This is a genomic window from Xenorhabdus taiwanensis, from assembly GCF_036512875.1.
In the GTDB taxonomy this organism is placed as follows: Bacteria; Pseudomonadota; Gammaproteobacteria; order Enterobacterales; family Enterobacteriaceae; genus Xenorhabdus; species Xenorhabdus taiwanensis.
Genome location: NZ_AP028978.1, coordinates 2,232,453 through 2,249,007 on the forward strand (window position 1 = coordinate 2,232,453; position 16,555 = coordinate 2,249,007).

The window sequence follows — 16,555 nt, forward strand, 5'->3', positions numbered from 1 at the left end:
GGAAGCAATGTGAGCAATGTCGTGCCTTTTCTGAGATACATACTTGCTATTACAAGGTGTCTCCCTGAAAGCACATGCGAATGATAATACTTATCAATTAAACTTGTAAAGCATTTTATTGAGAATTTTTCTCATTATCGTGATCTGTCCGTTGTTTTTGAGCAGAAAGCGTTAATTAAGTTACAATGGCCAAACTCTTTTTTATGACTGACATTTTATATGCGTTATTTGATTTACTGGATGATATTATTGATTTCCGCCCCTACTCTGGCGACCAGATCTGCTACTCCAGAAACTGCTGCGAACCCCATTCCAGAACCGACTAAAATGATTCCAGAATCGGGGCCAAACAGTACCTCGGAAAGTCTGCTTCATATATCAACATCCTTACGGCAAAACGGTTTTATTTATTGCGTTAATGGCACTTTGAATACGTTTAACCCACAAATGGCTATCAGCGGCTTGACTGTGGATACGCTTGCTGCACAGATTTACAATCGCCTGCTGGGCGTTGACCCTCTTACCTATCGTCTGGTTCCTGAACTGGCTACTAACTGGGAAGTGCGGGATAACGGGGCAACTTATCGCCTTTATCTGCGTCATAATGTTGCTTTCCAGTCAACCGATTGGTTTACACCAACCCGTGCAATGAACGCGGATGATGTTGTTTTCAGTTTCCGCCGTGTTTTCGATAAGACACATGATTATCATGATGTTAATGGTAGCCATTATCCTTATTTTGACAGTTTGCAATTTGGTGATTCAGTAAAGGATATTCGGAAAATCAACCAATATACTGTCGAATTTCGCCTTAATGCGCCCGATGCTTCTTTTCTCTGGCACCTGGCCACCTACTATGCACCTATCCTGTCCCAGGAATATGCTGAAAAATTGCAGCAAATAAATAAACAAGGGCAAATAGACTGGAAACCTGTTGGAACCGGTCCCTTCATGCTGGAAGATTATCAGATGGACCAATTTATCCGCCTTGTTCGCCATGATTACTATTGGAAAGGTAAACCGCGCATGGAACAGATTGTGATAGACACTGGCGCGGGTGGTACAGGCAGGATCTCAAAATTGCTCACGGGCGAATGCGATGTACTGGCTTATCCCGATGCTAATCAGTGGAACATTTTGCATGATGATCCAAATCTGCGTCAGACATTACGTTCAGGCATGAATATCGCTTATCTCGCTTTTAATACCAGTAAACCACCACTGGATCAGTTAGCCGTTCGTCAGGCCATTGCCTACGCTATCAATAACCAACGCCTGATGAAATCCATTTATTATGGTACGGCAGAGACGGCGGCTTCTATTTTACCTCGAGCATCATGGGCGTATGATAATCGAGCCGAAATCACCGAATACAATCCTGAAAAATCCCGCAAGATGTTAAATGAGCTGGGATTAAATGGGTTGGAATTAACTTTATGGGTTCCAACGGCTTCACAATCCTATAACCCAAGCCCTCTGAAAATGGCGGAACTGATTCAGGCCGATTTGGCACAGGTTGGTATTAAAATGTCTATCCGCCCTGTCGAAGGCCGTTTTCAGGAAAACCAACTCATGGATAAAACCCATGATATGACGCTGGCAGGCTGGTCTACTGATAGCAATGATCCCGATAGTTTTTTCCGCCCATTACTAAGTTGTGCCGCCATTGCGTCGCAAACGAATCTGAGTCGCTGGTGTAACTCAACTTTTGATAACGCTCTTCATGAAGCCCTGTTAAATCAACAGCTTGCTTCACGCATCAAAAATTATCATGTTGCACAAGAAATTCTCGCGCAGCAATTACCCGTGTTACCACTGGCATATTCGATGCGTTTACAAATCTCTCGTTATAACATTCAAGGATTGGTGCTCAGCCCGTTTGGCAATAGTTCCTTTGACAAAGTCTACCGCGAACAGGAAGCCACCGTTCCTGATGAAAATAAAAAGGGAAGCAAATGATTATTTATATCCTGCGTCGTTTATTGCTTCTGGTTGTGACGTTGTTTTTTCTTTCATTAATCAGTTTCAGCCTGATGTATTTCACACCTCATGGAGCCTTGAGTGGCGCATCACTATCAGATGCCTATGTCTACTATTTTCGTAGCTTGCTCCAATGGGATTTTGGTATTTCCAGAATTAATGGGGAACGAATTATTGAACAACTGTATGCTGTTCTCCCTGCCACGATGGAGCTGTGCGTCCTCTCTTTTTCCATGGCATTGTTAATCGGCATTCCTCTTGGAATTATTGCTAGCGTCTGGCGCAACAAAAAAATAGATACCATTATCAGTACATTTGCCCTATGTGGTTTTTCCATTCCGGTTTTCTGGCTGGCGTTACTGCTGACCCTGCTTTTTTCACTGTATTTGGGCTGGCTGCCTGTCTCAGGACGATTTGACTTACTCTATCGGATGGAACCTGTCACTGGCTCTGCCCTGATTGATGCCTGGCTGTCAAAAGCACCTTATCGCAATGAAATGATCATGAGCGTTATTCTGCATATGGTTCTGCCCGTTATCACGCTGGCCGTTGCTCCGACTACTGAAGTTATCCGTTTGATGCGCAATAGTGCAGAAGAAGTTTCAAGCGAAAATTATATCAAATCAGCAGCAACACGTGGTTTATCACGGCTAACTATCATTCGTCGCCATTTATTGCATAATGCCTTACCGCCCATCATTCCTAAGTTAGGGTTACAATTTTCAACCATGCTCACACTAGCTATGGTGACAGAGCAAGTCTTTAACTGGCCAGGTTTAGGGCGCTGGCTCATCAGCGCCATCCGCCAGCAGGATTATTCCGCAATCTCGGCGGGCGTCATGGTGGTAGGTACGCTGGTTATTTCCGTTAATATTCTGACAGATATTATTGGCGCGATGGCTAATCCCCTGAAGCATAAGGAATGGTATGCCGTTAGATAATTTTTATCGAGAAAAGAAAATGCCGTCGCCATTGAGAGTTATCTGGCGGTTTTTCTATGCTGATATATTAGCAATGACAGGTTTTTATGGGGTGTTAATTTTAATTGCCCTGTGCCTGTTGGGAGATCTTTTCGCCCCATATCGGCTTGACCAACAATTCATATCCCAACTTATGCCACCTTCATGGTCGCATCACGGTAATGTCGCCTTTTTCCTTGGAACTGACGATCTGGGCCGTGATATTTTCAGCCGCCTATTGATTGGCACATCTTCCACATTTGGGGGAGCATTGGTGGTCACTGCGACGGCAGCCATTGTAGGATTAATCATCGGTAGCATTGCCGGCATGACTCATGGTTTGAGATCGGCGGTTATGAATCATATTCTTGACACCTTGCTCGCTATTCCTTCATTGCTACTGGCTATCATTGTTGTTGCTTTTGCTGGCGCCAGCCTGCACCATGCCATGATTGCTGTTTTTCTGGCATTGCTGCCAAGAATAGTACGCACCGTTTATACTGCTGTGCATGACGAACTGGATAAAGAATATATTATTGCAGCGCGTCTGGATGGCGCTTCAAACTACCATATTTTACGTTATGCCGTTCTCCCCAATATCACAGCTGTGATAGTCAGTGAATTAACCCGTGCCCTCTCTATCGCTATTCTGGATATTGCCGCACTGGGATTTCTCAACCTTGGAGCACAATTACCATCCCCCGAATGGGGAGCCATGCTGGGAGATTCATTAGAATTGATCTATGCTGCCCCTTGGACTGTTATGTTACCCGGAGCAGCAATTATGCTCAGTGTGTTGCTGGTTAACTTACTGGGTGATGGTCTGCACCGCGCAATTAACGCAGGAGTCGAATGATGCCATTGCTTGATATTCGAAACCTCACCATTGAATTCATGACGGCGGAAGGTCCCGTCAAAGCTGTTGACAGAATGAGTATTTCGCTGACAGAAGGTGAAATACTGGGTTTAGCTGGCGAATCAGGCTCAGGCAAGAGTTTGATTGCCAAAGCGATTTGTGGCGTCACAAAAGATAACCTCAAAGTAACCGCAGATCGTTTCCGTTTTAACGATATTGATTTATTGCGCCTGACACCACGGCAGCGCCGTAAGGTGATTGGGCACAATATTTCAATGATTTTTCAGGAGCCACAGTCATGTCTCGATCCATCAGAAAATATTGGTAAACAGATTATTCAATCTATTCCTGGATGGACTTATAAAGGCCGTTGGTGGCAGAGATTTAATTGGCGAAAACGCCGGGCAATTGAGTTATTGCACCGTGTTGGTATTAAAGATCACTCTGACATCATGCACAGTTACCCTTATGAATTAACAGAAGGTGAATGCCAAAAAGTGATGATTGCTATTGCACTTGCCAACCAGCCACGATTACTGATTGCCGATGAGCCGACCAATGCAATGGAACCAACAACTCAGGCGCAAATATTCCGTTTGCTGTCAAGCCTCAATCAGAACAACAACATGACTATCCTGTTAATCAGCCATGACCTGCAAATGATGAGTAAACTGGTCAAGCGCATCAATGTGCTGTATTGCGGTCAGACAGTGGAAAGCGCTACACCGGATGAGTTGCTGGTGAAACCTTACCATCCCTATACGCAAGCGCTGATCCGTTCGATTCCTGATTTTGGCAGTCCATTACCACACAAAAGTCGGTTAAATACGCTGTCTGGCGCTATTCCATCACTGGAACATTTGCCGGTAGGTTGCCGTTTGGGGCCACGTTGCCCTTATGCACAAAAAACCTGTATTGCAACCCCACGGCTACGGGTGATTAAGAGTCATGCATTCGCCTGCCATTTCCCTTTGAATATGGAGGAACCGTAATTGGTTGAGACATTGCTGGAAGTTAAAAACCTGACTAAGACATTTCGCTATCGAACCGGACTATTTCGCCGTCATCAACTCGACGCCGTAAAACCTGTGAGCTTTACCCTGCAACCCAAAAAAACCCTCGCTATCCTTGGTGCAAATGGTTCCGGTAAATCCACATTAGCAAGAATGTTATCCGGGGTTATTGAACCGAGTTCAGGTGAAATTCTAATTAACGGTCATAAGCTGTCTTACGGGGATTACAGCTACCGCAGCCAGCGCATTCGCATGATTTTTCAAGATCCCAGCACATCACTGAATCCTCGTCAGCGCATTGGGCAGATTCTGGACATACCGTTAATTTTGAATACGAAGTTATCTCCCTCCGAACGGGAAAAACGTATCAACCAAACATTGCGTCAAGTTGGTTTACTGCCAGATCATGCCAATTATTACCCACACATGCTGGCATCAGGACAGAAACAACGGGTGGCTTTGGCACGGGCTTTAATATTACAACCACAAATCATTGTTGCAGACGAAGCCCTGGCATCCCTTGATATGTCAATGCGTTCCCAAATCATCAACTTGATGCTGGAATTACAGGAAAAACACAGTATTTCATATATCTATGTCACCCAGCATCTCGGTATGATGAAACATATCAGTGATCAGGTACTGGTAATGTATCAAGGGGACGTTGTCGAGCGTGGCAATACTGCGGAGGTTCTGGCTTCTCCGCTGCATGATATTACCCGCAAATTGATAGCCAGTCATTTTGGTGAAGCCCTGTCTGCTGAAGCATGGCGACAGGATATCACTTGATGTTTTTATTGAATGTATTTTAATCACTGATCGGAACAGAATGGGAAACTCACCACATTTTCCTCCGGCATGGTAGAATCATCCACGTTTATTCACCATAAATACCATAGTCATGGTTAGAAATTTATTATTTCTGTTTTTCCATGACTTTTGGTGTTTGATCACAAAGAACAATTTTGATCATAAAGAACAATAAGGATACTGCTATGGGTTTCATGACCGGCAAGCGCATTCTCATTACTGGCGTCGCCAGCAAACTGTCTATTGCTTATGGAATTGCCAAGGCAATGCACGATCAAGGAGCAGAGCTGGCTTTCACTTACCAAAATGACAAGTTGAAACCTCGTGTCGAAGAATTCGCCGCATCACTGAATTCAGATATCGTTCTGCCATGTGACGTGGCTGAGGATGAAAGTATCGACGCCTTGTTCGTTGAATTAGGCAAAGTATGGCCTAAATTCGATGGTTTTGTTCACTCTATCGGTTATGCGCCAGCTGACCAGCTTGATGGTGATTATGTTAACGCTGTTAATCGTGAAGGTTTCAAAATTGCTCATGACATCAGCGCATACAGCTTTGTCGCAATGGCGAAAGTCTGCCGTAATATGCTAAATCCGGGCTCTGCCCTGCTCACCTTGAGTTATTTGGGTGCTGAGCGTGCAATTCCTAACTATAACGTCATGGGTCTGGCGAAAGCTTCTCTGGAAGCAAATGTGCGTTATATGGCAAATGCAATGGGTACTGAAGGTGTTCGTGTTAATGGTATCTCTGCTGGCCCAATTCGTACTCTGGCCGCTTCTGGTATCAAAGACTTCCGTAAGATGCTGGCACACTGTGAAGCGGTTACACCTATTCGCCGCACAGTGACAACAGAGGATGTCGGTAATGCTGCCGCTTTCTTGTGTTCAGATCTGGCTGGCGGTATTAGCGGTGAGATCTTGCATGTTGATGGTGGCTTTAGTATCGCGGCCATGAATGAGTTAGAGTTAAAGTAATAGTATGTTAAAAACAGTTCCATCCATAATATTATGGGTGGGACTGTTTTTTACTATATTAGTCTATTCTGACAGCATGAAATTGATGTTCTGGAGTCACTATCCTGTCTTGTGCGGCAACAATCTGTAATTCATATTCCTCACTCTTCTGCGTTTCCAGCATCACTTCGTAGACCGAAGCTGCAACATGTTCTAAAGCAGCTTGTAATGCTTCATTTGTCAAAGAAGGGATTTTCAATAGATTGGCGAGAAACAAACCACTCGTTAAGTCACCAACACCAACTGGTTGACGTGCCCCTGTATCAATTAATGGACGGCTAACGTGCCAACTATGTTCTTTAGTTACCAAAAGCATTTCAAAACAATCCGCCTGATAACCTGCACGACTCAAATGCTTAACCAATACTAACCTAGGTCCTTTTTCACATAACTCACGCGCAGCAGATATTGCTTGTTCTACACTGCCAATTTTCCGCATCGTCAATGTTTCAAGTTCCAACAAATTAGGTGCAATAATATCACTGACAGGCAATGCGTTATCACATAAAAATTCAGCAACGCCTGGAGCAACTATACACCCTTTTTCTGGATGTCCCATGACAGGGTCACAGAAATACCATGCATCAGGGTTGGCTTTTTTAACCTGCTTCACGATATCAAGGATATAATTTCCCTGCTCTGCAGAACCAATATAACCACTCAGGACTGCATTACAGGATGCGAGTTTATTAATTTCACCAATTCCCTGCACGATTTCAGTTAAATGTTCCGGCGGCATTACACAACCACGCCACTGGGAATACTGGGTATGGTTTGAAAATTGGACTGTATTTAATGCCCATACGTTCACCCCCATACGACGCATCGGAAAAACAGCCGCACTGTTTCCTGCATGACCAAAAACAACATGAGACTGAATTGAAAGAACATTATTCATGATAAGGCCTAGTTTATTATTTTTAATTTATGAATAGATAATATTTATAAAGACACCAGATACATTAAGGGCAACATTATCGTTGCCCTTAATAATATCAGTTAATTATTTCCAATTGATAAGGCAATAATGTTTCTTACCACGACGTAATAAACTATAACGCCCAAATAAACAATCATTATCCGTAAATACATACATAGGTTCGGATTGTTTTTCACCGTTGATGGAAACTGCATTAGAGCTAATCATGGTGCGAGCCTGCCCACGGGAAGGAACAAATTCGGCAGTGACCAGTGCTTGTTGCAGATCCCCACCTTTTTCAAGTTCTATTGTCGGCATTCCATCTTGTGCCAATTGAGCGAAATCTTCTTCGGTCAAATCAGCAATCGCCCCTGAGAATAAACTCTCAGTGATACGTTTCGCCGCTGCAAGCCCCTCTTCGCCATGTACCAGACCAGTAACTTGTTCTGCCAATACATATTGGGCACGTGGAGCTTTACCGCTGTTCTTATCTTCTTCTTCCAGCGCATTAATTTCTTCTATACTCATGAAAGTAAAGAATTTCAGGAAACGATAAACATCTGCATCTGCTGTATTAATCCAGAACTGGTAAAATTTATACGGACTAGTTTTCTTCGGATCCAACCAAACCGCACCACCTTCAGTCTTACCAAATTTAGTTCCGTCTGACTTGGTGATCAGTGGTACAGTCACGCCAAACACTTGTTTCTGGTTTAAGCGACGCGTCAAATCAATACCTGAAGTAATGTTACCCCACTGGTCTGAGCCACCAAGTTGTAATTCAACACCATATTTTCTATTCAAATTTGCAAAGTCATAAGACTGCAATAGGTTATAAGAAAACTCAGTGTACGAAATACCAACATCATCACGGTTAAGACGTTGTTTTACTGCTTCTTTGTTGATCATCTGGTTGACGGAAAAGTGCTTACCGATATCACGCAGGAAAGTCAGCACATCCATTTGACCAAACCAATCGTAGTTATTGGCTAACTCTGCCCCATTTTCACCCTCAAAACTAAGGAACGGGGAAACCTGGTTACGAATTTTCTCAACCCACTCTTTGACCGTTTCTTCTGTGTTCAATTTGCGTTCAGTTGCTTTAAAGCTTGGATCACCAATCAAACCTGTCGCCCCACCAACCAACGCAATAGGTTTGTGCCCAGCAAGTTGGAATCGTTTTAAACACAGCAAGGGAACCAGATGGCCCAAATGCAAGCTGTCAGCGGTAGGATCAAAGCCACAATAGAGAGAAACCGGACCCTGCGCCAGTCTCTCCGCTAACGCCTCTTCATCCGTTACCTGGGCAACAAGGCCCCGCTCTTGCAGTTGCTTAATCAGGTTATTGCTAGACATTAATGACTCCATCAGTTTGTATACTTTGCTTATATTTCTATACTCTTCTTTCACGTTGCCGCCTTGTTAGTTACGCTGCAACTTGAACCTTATTGGTATATAAGCATCTCGTGATAAATCAAGTGCTATAGCATAAAACGCCCGTCATATAAGTGCCAGTATTAAAAACAGTAATTATTTCCCTTACTTTGCAAATTCCTGCCTCATTGGCTGTAATTTGCAATTTAAGGAGCCAAACGGTCAACATTCCACTTATCACCATCACGGTGATACAGGAAACGATCATGAAGACGATGGGCACCGCCCTGCCAAAATTCAACTGAGTCAAATTTGACCTTGAATCCGCCCCAAAAACTAGGGAAAGGTACTTCCCCATTTTGGAATTTCTGTTTCAACTCCAAAAACTTCCCTTCCAAAATGCTTCTGGCTGAAATCTTTGAGGATTGCTGGGAAGCCCAAGCGGCTATTTGGCTATCCTTGGGACGGCTATGAAAATATTTTACAACTTCAACCGGAGATAAACGCTCAGCTCTGCCAAGAAAACTGACCTGTCGTTCCAATTGATGCCACGGAAAGTGGAGACTGATCCGGTTATTCTGAGCCAGATGCTTTGCCTTGCGGCTGCCAAGATTGGTATAGAATATCAAGTTATTAGCATCAAAATGCTTTAATAAAACAATGCGTTGATAAGGCTGCCCATACTCATCTACCGTGGCAATACACATTGCCGTCGGATCGATGAGCTTTGCTTCACAAGCCTGCTTTAACCAACGTTCAAAAAGTTCAATCGGTTCTTCAGTAAGATCTTTTCGCCTTAACCCACCACGTATATATTCACGGCGCAGTTCTGCGATATCTATTTCATTATTTTCTGACATTTCTAAACTCTCAATTTATTAATGAGTATTAGCATATCATTGTTATTTGTTAGCTAACGGTCTTCTAATAATGATCATCTGTTAACTGATCATTATCCAACCAATCATCTGACAACCGGGTAAATTGCACCTAAAATCGTCTCTCTATCTGCCCCTGTGACTGATGGCAAATTACCAGACAATCCAGACATTGTTCGGAATGCCAGCCAGGCAAATGCCAGTGCTTCCATATCGTCACCACTCAAACCATATTTGTCTGTCGTAGTCACTTCAGTATCCGGCAATAAAGCCGATAACCGATTCATCACGAGTGGATTACGCGCCCCGCCGCCACATACCAAAAGACGATCACACCCACCACTTAGCATAGCTTGCTGAGCAATGCTTACAGCCGTCAGTTCAGCTAATGTAGTTTGAACATCCACTGGTGCAACATCAGGGAAATCAGCCAACTGTTTTTCTAACCATGACATATTAAAATATTCACGCCCTGTACTCTTCGGTGCTGTACGTGCGAAATAGGGATCAGAAAGCATTTTCTGAAGTAAAGATTCATTAGCGGTACCTTCACTGGCCCACTGTGCATCTTTGTCGTAAGGCAACTGCTTATGCCGCCATGTCCAGGCATCCATCAGCATATTGCCCGGTCCGGTATCATATCCTTTAACGGCTGAGTTAGGCAGAAGTGCTGAGATATTTGCTATTCCGCCAATGTTTAAAATAATACGCCTTTCTGTCGGATGGCCCAACACAGCCATATGGAATGCCGGTACCAAAGGGGCTCCCTGTCCACCATAAGCCATGTCACGCCGTCTGAAATCACCGACCGTTGTAATATTGGTCAGTGCTGCTACACGGTTATTGTCACCGATTTGCATGGTAAAAGGTTTTTCACCATCCGGCTCATGCCATACGGTCTGCCCATGACATCCGATTGCTATAATATCATTTGCAGTCAGCCCTGCTTTATTCAGTAACCCTTGAACAGCTTCCGCAAAGAGAGTGCCGAGCTCATAGTCAAATCTTCCGACCATTGATAATGTCGTCTGCTGCCCTTGACAAATGGATAGCAATTTTTGCTTAAGCTCTTGCGGAAAAGGATGGCTATAACTCACTTGTTGAGTAACAATTTTATCACTAATTTCCGCCAAAATAACATCAACCCCATCCATGCTGGTGCCAGACATCACACCAATATAACGTCCTGACTTCATAAATACTCCTCTATGAAATAATGGTTCACATTTAACATGTGGATTACATTTAATTTTGCGTAAACTATAAAACACATCTATTCGGACTATATATGTTTAATGATCATTATCAGAGATAAAATCTGAGTTTTGGAAAGCTCTTCACAAAACATGCTAAACTTTTGGTCAGGAATTATTCCTTTCAGAGTTCATCGTGAACATTTATTATATGTAAATATGCATTATTAGTAGCCGGCAAATTTTATTAGTTCTGCTGCTAACAATAGTATCTACTACTGAGAATAGTAGCCGAATACCTGGTGATAAGTTTATTCTCAAGCTTCCCTATCGGGCATTAAAATTAGGAGTGATTATGTTAAAACGTTTCCTGGTTGGCGCAGTTGTAGTAACCACGTTGTCTGGCTGTGCAGACATGGGAGCACTTTCTAGTGATACTTACTCTATTAGTCAAGCCAAACAAGCTCAAACTGTGACTTATGGCACCATTCTATCTGTACGCCCCATCACGATTAAAGGCAAGCAAGCTGGTGATCCTAATATGTTAGGCCTCATTGGTGGTGCTGTTTTGGGAGGACTGCTAGGTAATACAGTAGGTGATGGTTCTGGTCAAAGGCTTGCCACAGCTGCGGGTGCTATTGCTGGCGGCTTAGCTGGTCAAAGAATCGAAGGTGCTTTAGACCAAACGAAAGGTATTGAGCTAGAAATTCGTATGGACAGCGGAAAAAATATCATCATAGTACAAAAATTAGACAGCATCGTATTCAGCAGAGGGCAACGTGTCAGGATCGCAAACAGCGGAGATTCTTTGACTGTATCACCTCTCTAAAATGTTTAAATAACGCAAGATAAAAAATCGCGGCTTATCAGTAACAAGATCTGGGCCGCGATTTCATTATTATAGATTAATTTTTATATTACCTGTTTGTGCAATTGGTTAATATTTTTTTCAATTTTCTTTATTACAGAAGCAAGCAGAATTAACTCATCATGAGTAATTCCCTCCAAAATTTCTTTTCTCGTCGAACCAATAACACTATCTACTTCTCTAATAAAGTTTTCCGATTCTTTAGTTAATTTGATTCTTTTTGCACGTCGATCATTGGCACATGTGTGGCGTGTAATCAGTTTCTTTTCTTCTAATTGATCAAGCGTTCTCACCAAAGATGGTTGCTCAATACCAATAGCTTTTGCGAGCTGTATCTGGGATTGCTCTGGTGGTAGTTGACTAATATTGTATAGAGTAACCCAATGCGTCTGAGTTAATTTCAACGGTTTCAAACGATGATCAATTAAAGAGCGCCAGATACGGACTAAACGTGCCAGATCTGATCCCAATGTCAATTCCAATTACCCCTCCTTATAATTAGAGACTCATATAACATCAATGAATTATCCAATCAGCTTATTCATGTGAATAATGGATACGCACTCTATATCATGCTTACATTAGCAGAGTCAGCAATTTCGCTAATTACCTAATTAGTATCGCGTTGGCTTGTTACTCAAAGTTGACATTTTCGTCGCCCTAAAGAGCGAAATTGTACGGTGCACCGAATAAAATCGCGCATTAATCCACCAACGCTATAAACTGTATAAAATAATCCTTCAACTAAACTATTGTAAGTTTAAATATCAACAAAAAAAGTACAATCCCCCAAATATATACATTTCAACTCGGTTAAAGTTCTATAAGAATAACCGCCATCCAAATACTAATCTATATATTTTTACATTAATATCATTTTTCTCTTACAGAGATTGATAATATCAAAATAAAAAACATAAAAAACAATAAGATAATGAAATTGTTTGTTTTTTATTCAATAAGTAATTCTTTAATAAAAAATTTTTACTGAAATGATTAAGACAGATAACAGACGTGATATTTTGAAATGACTTATGTCAAATAAAAGAAATGTAATATAAATAACATATCATTTATTGCTAGTAATATTTCTTATTTTTGCGATCATCCTAAACGATAATTCATATAAATGATATTTTTTAGCCAATTTAGAGTGGAATTAAAATAAATCGGGTTGTCTTGGAATAATATTTCTTTCCTTTTCTTTTCTCCCCATCCATCTTAGCTTTCTCTGATGACATAACCGCAATATCTCTCTTTTTTCACTATCCGATAATTTCATCCATATAAATCGCTCTTCCCTGCTACGATAACATCCTCGGCAAAAACCACGGGGATCAGATTCACAAACTCCCCGGCAAGGGTTTGGAATAGCAAAAAATTCTAATTGTTCAGCCATCTCATCCCCCTATATCCAAGTTTATCAAACATTCCCATAATAAGGCCATTTATTGACCAGTATAAACTTCACCTATGTCATTTCAAAATAAAATGGTAACAACCAAAGGTAAACAAACCGGATAATTTGAATTATTTGATCTATACACGTTATAGTTTTAACCAACCATATGCAGATATGTGAGCCAAGTTTTGGTAACAAAGCTAAATTTCGCAATAAAACTATAAATATCAAGAGGTAATCATGCGTTTACTCCACACTATGATCCGTGTTGGCAACATGCAGCGCTCGATTGATTTCTATACTCAGGTAATGGGTATGCGTTTACTTCGCACCAGCGAAAATCCAGAGTATAAGTATTCTCTCGCGTTTGTTGGTTATACCGATGAAAGTCAAGGCGCAGTTATTGAGCTAACCTATAATTGGGATGTTGAAAACTACGAAATGGGAACTGCATTTGGACATATCGCCTTAGGTGTTAATGATGTTGCAGCAACCTGTGAACGCATCAAACTTGCTGGCGGGAAAGTGGTTCGCGAAGCAGGGCCAGTTAAAGGAGGAACAACCGTCATTGCATTCGTTGAAGATCCTGATGGATATAAAATTGAACTCATCGAAAATTCAAGTGCCAGCAATGCATTAGGCAACTAACTCTATCAATAGCTATCGAGTTATATTAGAAATTAATTACAGACTTAAATAAGGGCATATTGCCCTTTAATTCCCCTGCGGATAAGCATTACTTCTGCAGAACACACCAAATTTTGTCATAATACCTGCTATTACAGAATCAAAAACAGAATCCTGAAGCTAAGAACTGAAAATCAGATGTCTAATCAAAATATGCTAAGTGGACGCTTTCGTGGCTACTACCCCGTTGTCATTGATGTCGAAACCGCTGGTTTTAATGCGCGTGCAGACGCTTTACTTGAAATTGCTGCAATTACTTTAAAAATGGATGAAGAGGGTTGGCTAACACCTGCCAATACACTGCATTTTCATATCGAGCCTTTTGAAGGAGCTAATCTTGATCCTGCCGCTCTCGCTTTCACTGGCATTGATCCTACAAATCCTTTGCGAGGCGCTGTCAGTGAATATACTGCCTTGCACGCAATTTTTAAAATGATCCGCAAAGGCATGAAAGACACGAATTGTAACCGTGCAATTATGGTCGCCCATAATGCCAATTTTGATCACAGTTTTGTCATGGCTGCTGCTGAACGTGCCGGTTTGAAACGCAATCCATTCCATCCGTTCGCTACTTTTGATACCGCTGCACTCAGTGGCTTGGTTCTTGGCCAGACAATTCTTGCCAAAGCCTGCATCACAGCGGAAATTCCGTTTGACAGCAATCAGGCCCATAGCGCTCTTTATGATACTGACCGAACTGCCCTGCTTTTCTGTGAACTGGTTAATCGCTGGAAACGTCTGGGTGGTTGGCCGCTACCACCTGCTGATAGCGCTAACTGCGAATCCTAATAAAGCCAGCCCCATACCTGTTAAAATATGGGGCTATGAAAGTAGCTATTATTCAGATGAATAACTGACCTTATTCCTGCTCACGGTATTTGTCGGCAGTCTCTTTGATCAGTGTTTGTAGCTCACCGCGTTGATACATCTCAACAAGAATGTCACAACCTCCCACCAACTCACCATCAACCCAAAGCTGAGGAAAAGTCGGCCAATTGGCATACTTAGGTAATTGAGCACGGATATCTGGATTTTGCAGAATATCCACATAAGCAAAACGCTCACCGCAAGCTGATAAAGCCTGAACTGCCTGTGCAGAGAAACCACAGCTTGGCAATTTTGGTGAACCTTTCATGTACAACAGAATCGGGTTTTCTCTGATCTGACGTTCGATTTTGTCAATAACTGCATCAGCCGTTGTATCAGTAACCGTGTTAGTGTTTGTATTAGTCATTTTTGCTTCCTTAAAAACTGCACGCGCTATTTATCAACATAAGATAAAGATTGATTCAGAATACCACTTTCTACGCTAATTTTTCTACCGTGAACTTTATATGGCAAATTTTTGCCATGACTTGCAGCAAGGATCATTCAATATTTTCACTCCAACTGACTGTATTCAATCCATGTTAAGTTCAGTTCTGCACCAGTTCGCAGCGTGATAGCATCTTTTTCCCTGTTATTTAGCAAAAAAGTTGTTAAGATAATTATCAAAATAGTAACACGATAATAAGCTTAAATTTGCTCTGCCCATGGTTAATGTCTAAGCCATGGTTTGTGGAGCCAAAAACCCGATATTAAAAAGGAGCATGCAATGTCTTTTGAATTACCAGCATTACCTTATGCCAAAGATGCCCTGGAACCACACATTTCTGCAGAAACTCTGGAATACCACTATGGCAAACACCACAACACTTATGTTGTAAACCTGAATAATCTGGTTAAAGATACTGAATTTGCCGAAAAATCTCTGGAAGAAATTATCAAAACATCTGAAGGCGGCATCTTCAATAACGCTGCACAAGTCTGGAATCATACTTTCTACTGGCATAGCCTGTCACCAAATGGTGGTGGCGAACCAACCGGAAAAGTAGCAGATGCCATCAACAATGCTTTCGGCTCTTTTGCTGAGTTCAAACAGCAGTTCACTGATGCAGCCCTGAAAAACTTTGGTTCAGGCTGGACTTGGTTAGTCAAGAAAGTTGATGGCACTCTGGCTATTGTGAACACATCTAATGCAGCAACCCCATTGACTGGCGAAGATAAGCCAGTGCTGACCGTTGATGTTTGGGAACACGCATACTACATTGATTACCGCAATGCTCGCCCTCAATATTTGGAACACTTCTGGGCTCTGGTCAACTGGAAATTTGTTGAAGAAAATCTGGCTTAATAAGATTCATTCTTAATACTAGCTTGAAATAAAATAATAAGGGCAGGTTTTCCTTCATTCGCAGAGTTTCGTATGCTGGAGAACCCGCCCTTAAAGTAAGTGAGACTACAGATTCTTCTTTTAGATCTTTATCAGAGCAGGCAGAGGCTCCCCAGAAAAACAATCATGATTAATGCACTACTGGCGGCCAATAATCCCAATTTCAGATCTGTATCCATAGAACATCCTCAATGTGAAAATTAAGACACTTCAACATCCTAAATTTTAAGCGGTTATTTGCCATATTATCTAAAAATCATACCGCAATATTTAGTCCATACCCTTTATAGCATCGATTATTGCTTTCACTTTTGAGCTAGATCAGACAAAATTCGAGGTTTACCGCTAAATTATTGCCAACCACCACCCTGTATATAAATATATTGGTAAA

General features: G+C 41.9%; 17 protein-coding genes. 10 read left to right on the forward strand and 7 right to left on the reverse strand.

Going from position 1 to position 16,555, the window contains the following annotated elements; translation table 11 throughout:
• Nucleotides 1-219 precede the first annotated feature (219 nt).
• From sapA to fabI, 6 genes are all read left to right on the forward strand, one after another.
• Nucleotides 220-1,959, forward strand: coding sequence for an ABC transporter substrate-binding protein SapA (sapA, locus tag ACE1SE_RS09970; protein WP_374050763.1), 1,740 nt, complete (start codon nt 220-222; stop codon nt 1,957-1,959).
• The gene (gene sapB / locus ACE1SE_RS09975) at nt 1,956-2,921 is read left to right on the forward strand and encodes a putrescine export ABC transporter permease SapB (RefSeq protein WP_374050764.1); all 966 of its coding nucleotides are present in this window, start codon (nt 1,956-1,958) and stop codon (nt 2,919-2,921) included. The genes sapA and sapB overlap by 4 nt, the downstream gene beginning before the upstream one ends.
• Complete coding sequence (gene sapC / locus ACE1SE_RS09980; protein WP_374050765.1) at nt 2,908-3,795, forward strand: putrescine export ABC transporter permease SapC; 888 nt, start codon at nt 2,908-2,910, stop codon at nt 3,793-3,795. Before sapB ends, sapC begins: the two co-directional genes overlap by 14 nt.
• Complete coding sequence (gene sapD, locus ACE1SE_RS09985) at nt 3,795-4,787, forward strand: putrescine export ABC transporter ATP-binding protein SapD (RefSeq protein WP_374053642.1); 993 nt, start codon at nt 3,795-3,797, stop codon at nt 4,785-4,787. Before sapC ends, sapD begins: the two co-directional genes overlap by 1 nt.
• A complete protein-coding gene (sapF, locus tag ACE1SE_RS09990; protein WP_374050766.1) occupies nt 4,788-5,597 on the forward strand; it encodes a putrescine export ABC transporter ATP-binding protein SapF in 810 nt (269 codons plus the stop codon).
• Nucleotides 5,598-5,803: 206 nt separating this feature from the next.
• The gene (gene fabI, locus ACE1SE_RS09995; RefSeq protein ID WP_189760283.1) at nt 5,804-6,592 is read left to right on the forward strand and encodes an enoyl-ACP reductase FabI; all 789 of its coding nucleotides are present in this window, start codon (nt 5,804-5,806) and stop codon (nt 6,590-6,592) included.
• A 58-nt stretch (nt 6,593-6,650) separates the two neighbouring features.
• Here fabI and pdxY read toward each other — a convergent pair whose 3' ends face one another.
• The 4 genes from pdxY to anmK all read right to left on the reverse strand — a co-directional run bounded on the left by pdxY (nt 6,651) and on the right by anmK (nt 10,998).
• Complete coding sequence (gene pdxY / locus ACE1SE_RS10000) at nt 6,651-7,529, reverse strand: pyridoxal kinase PdxY (RefSeq protein WP_374050767.1); 879 nt, start codon at nt 7,527-7,529, stop codon at nt 6,651-6,653.
• A gap of 105 nt (nt 7,530-7,634) precedes the next feature.
• On the reverse strand, nt 7,635-8,906 hold the full coding sequence (gene tyrS / locus ACE1SE_RS10005) for a tyrosine--tRNA ligase (RefSeq protein ID WP_374050768.1): 1,272 nt from the start codon (nt 8,904-8,906) through the stop codon (nt 7,635-7,637).
• Between the two features lie 224 nt (nt 8,907-9,130).
• A complete protein-coding gene (gene pdxH, locus ACE1SE_RS10010) occupies nt 9,131-9,784 on the reverse strand; it encodes a pyridoxamine 5'-phosphate oxidase (RefSeq protein ID WP_374050769.1) in 654 nt (217 codons plus the stop codon).
• Between the two features lie 104 nt (nt 9,785-9,888).
• Nucleotides 9,889-10,998, reverse strand: coding sequence for an anhydro-N-acetylmuramic acid kinase (gene anmK / locus ACE1SE_RS10015; RefSeq protein ID WP_374050770.1), 1,110 nt, complete (start codon nt 10,996-10,998; stop codon nt 9,889-9,891).
• Nucleotides 10,999-11,350: 352 nt separating this feature from the next.
• Between anmK and ACE1SE_RS10020 the strand changes: the two genes are divergently transcribed.
• Nucleotides 11,351-11,824, forward strand: coding sequence for an outer membrane lipoprotein (locus tag ACE1SE_RS10020; protein ID WP_374050771.1), 474 nt, complete (start codon nt 11,351-11,353; stop codon nt 11,822-11,824).
• 83 nt (nt 11,825-11,907) lie between these two features.
• On the opposite strand, the gene slyA is transcribed toward ACE1SE_RS10020, so the two are convergent.
• Together slyA and ACE1SE_RS10030 are read right to left on the reverse strand one after the other, a co-directional pair.
• Nucleotides 11,908-12,345 carry a transcriptional regulator SlyA gene (gene slyA / locus ACE1SE_RS10025; RefSeq protein ID WP_374050772.1) on the reverse strand — a complete coding sequence of 146 codons (438 nt, stop codon included), beginning with the start codon at nt 12,343-12,345 and terminating at the stop codon, nt 11,908-11,910.
• Between the two features lie 677 nt (nt 12,346-13,022).
• Nucleotides 13,023-13,262 carry a DUF1289 domain-containing protein gene (locus ACE1SE_RS10030; protein WP_374050773.1) on the reverse strand — a complete coding sequence of 80 codons (240 nt, stop codon included), beginning with the start codon at nt 13,260-13,262 and terminating at the stop codon, nt 13,023-13,025.
• A gap of 243 nt (nt 13,263-13,505) precedes the next feature.
• Between ACE1SE_RS10030 and gloA the strand changes: the two genes are divergently transcribed.
• Together gloA and rnt are read left to right on the forward strand one after the other, a co-directional pair.
• Entirely contained in the window at nt 13,506-13,913 is a 408-nt protein-coding gene (gene gloA / locus ACE1SE_RS10035) for a lactoylglutathione lyase (protein WP_374050774.1), read from the forward strand.
• Between the two features lie 177 nt (nt 13,914-14,090).
• Entirely contained in the window at nt 14,091-14,741 is a 651-nt protein-coding gene (rnt, locus tag ACE1SE_RS10040; RefSeq protein WP_374050775.1) for a ribonuclease T, read from the forward strand.
• Nucleotides 14,742-14,811: 70 nt separating this feature from the next.
• Here the strand turns inward: rnt and ACE1SE_RS10045 are convergent, their stop codons facing one another.
• Complete coding sequence (locus tag ACE1SE_RS10045) at nt 14,812-15,186, reverse strand: Grx4 family monothiol glutaredoxin (RefSeq protein ID WP_374050776.1); 375 nt, start codon at nt 15,184-15,186, stop codon at nt 14,812-14,814.
• 360 nt (nt 15,187-15,546) lie between these two features.
• On the opposite strand from ACE1SE_RS10045, the gene sodB reads away from it, so the two are divergent.
• Nucleotides 15,547-16,125, forward strand: coding sequence for a superoxide dismutase [Fe] (sodB, locus tag ACE1SE_RS10050; RefSeq protein ID WP_374050777.1), 579 nt, complete (start codon nt 15,547-15,549; stop codon nt 16,123-16,125).
• The last annotated feature ends 430 nt before the right edge of the window (nt 16,126-16,555 follow it).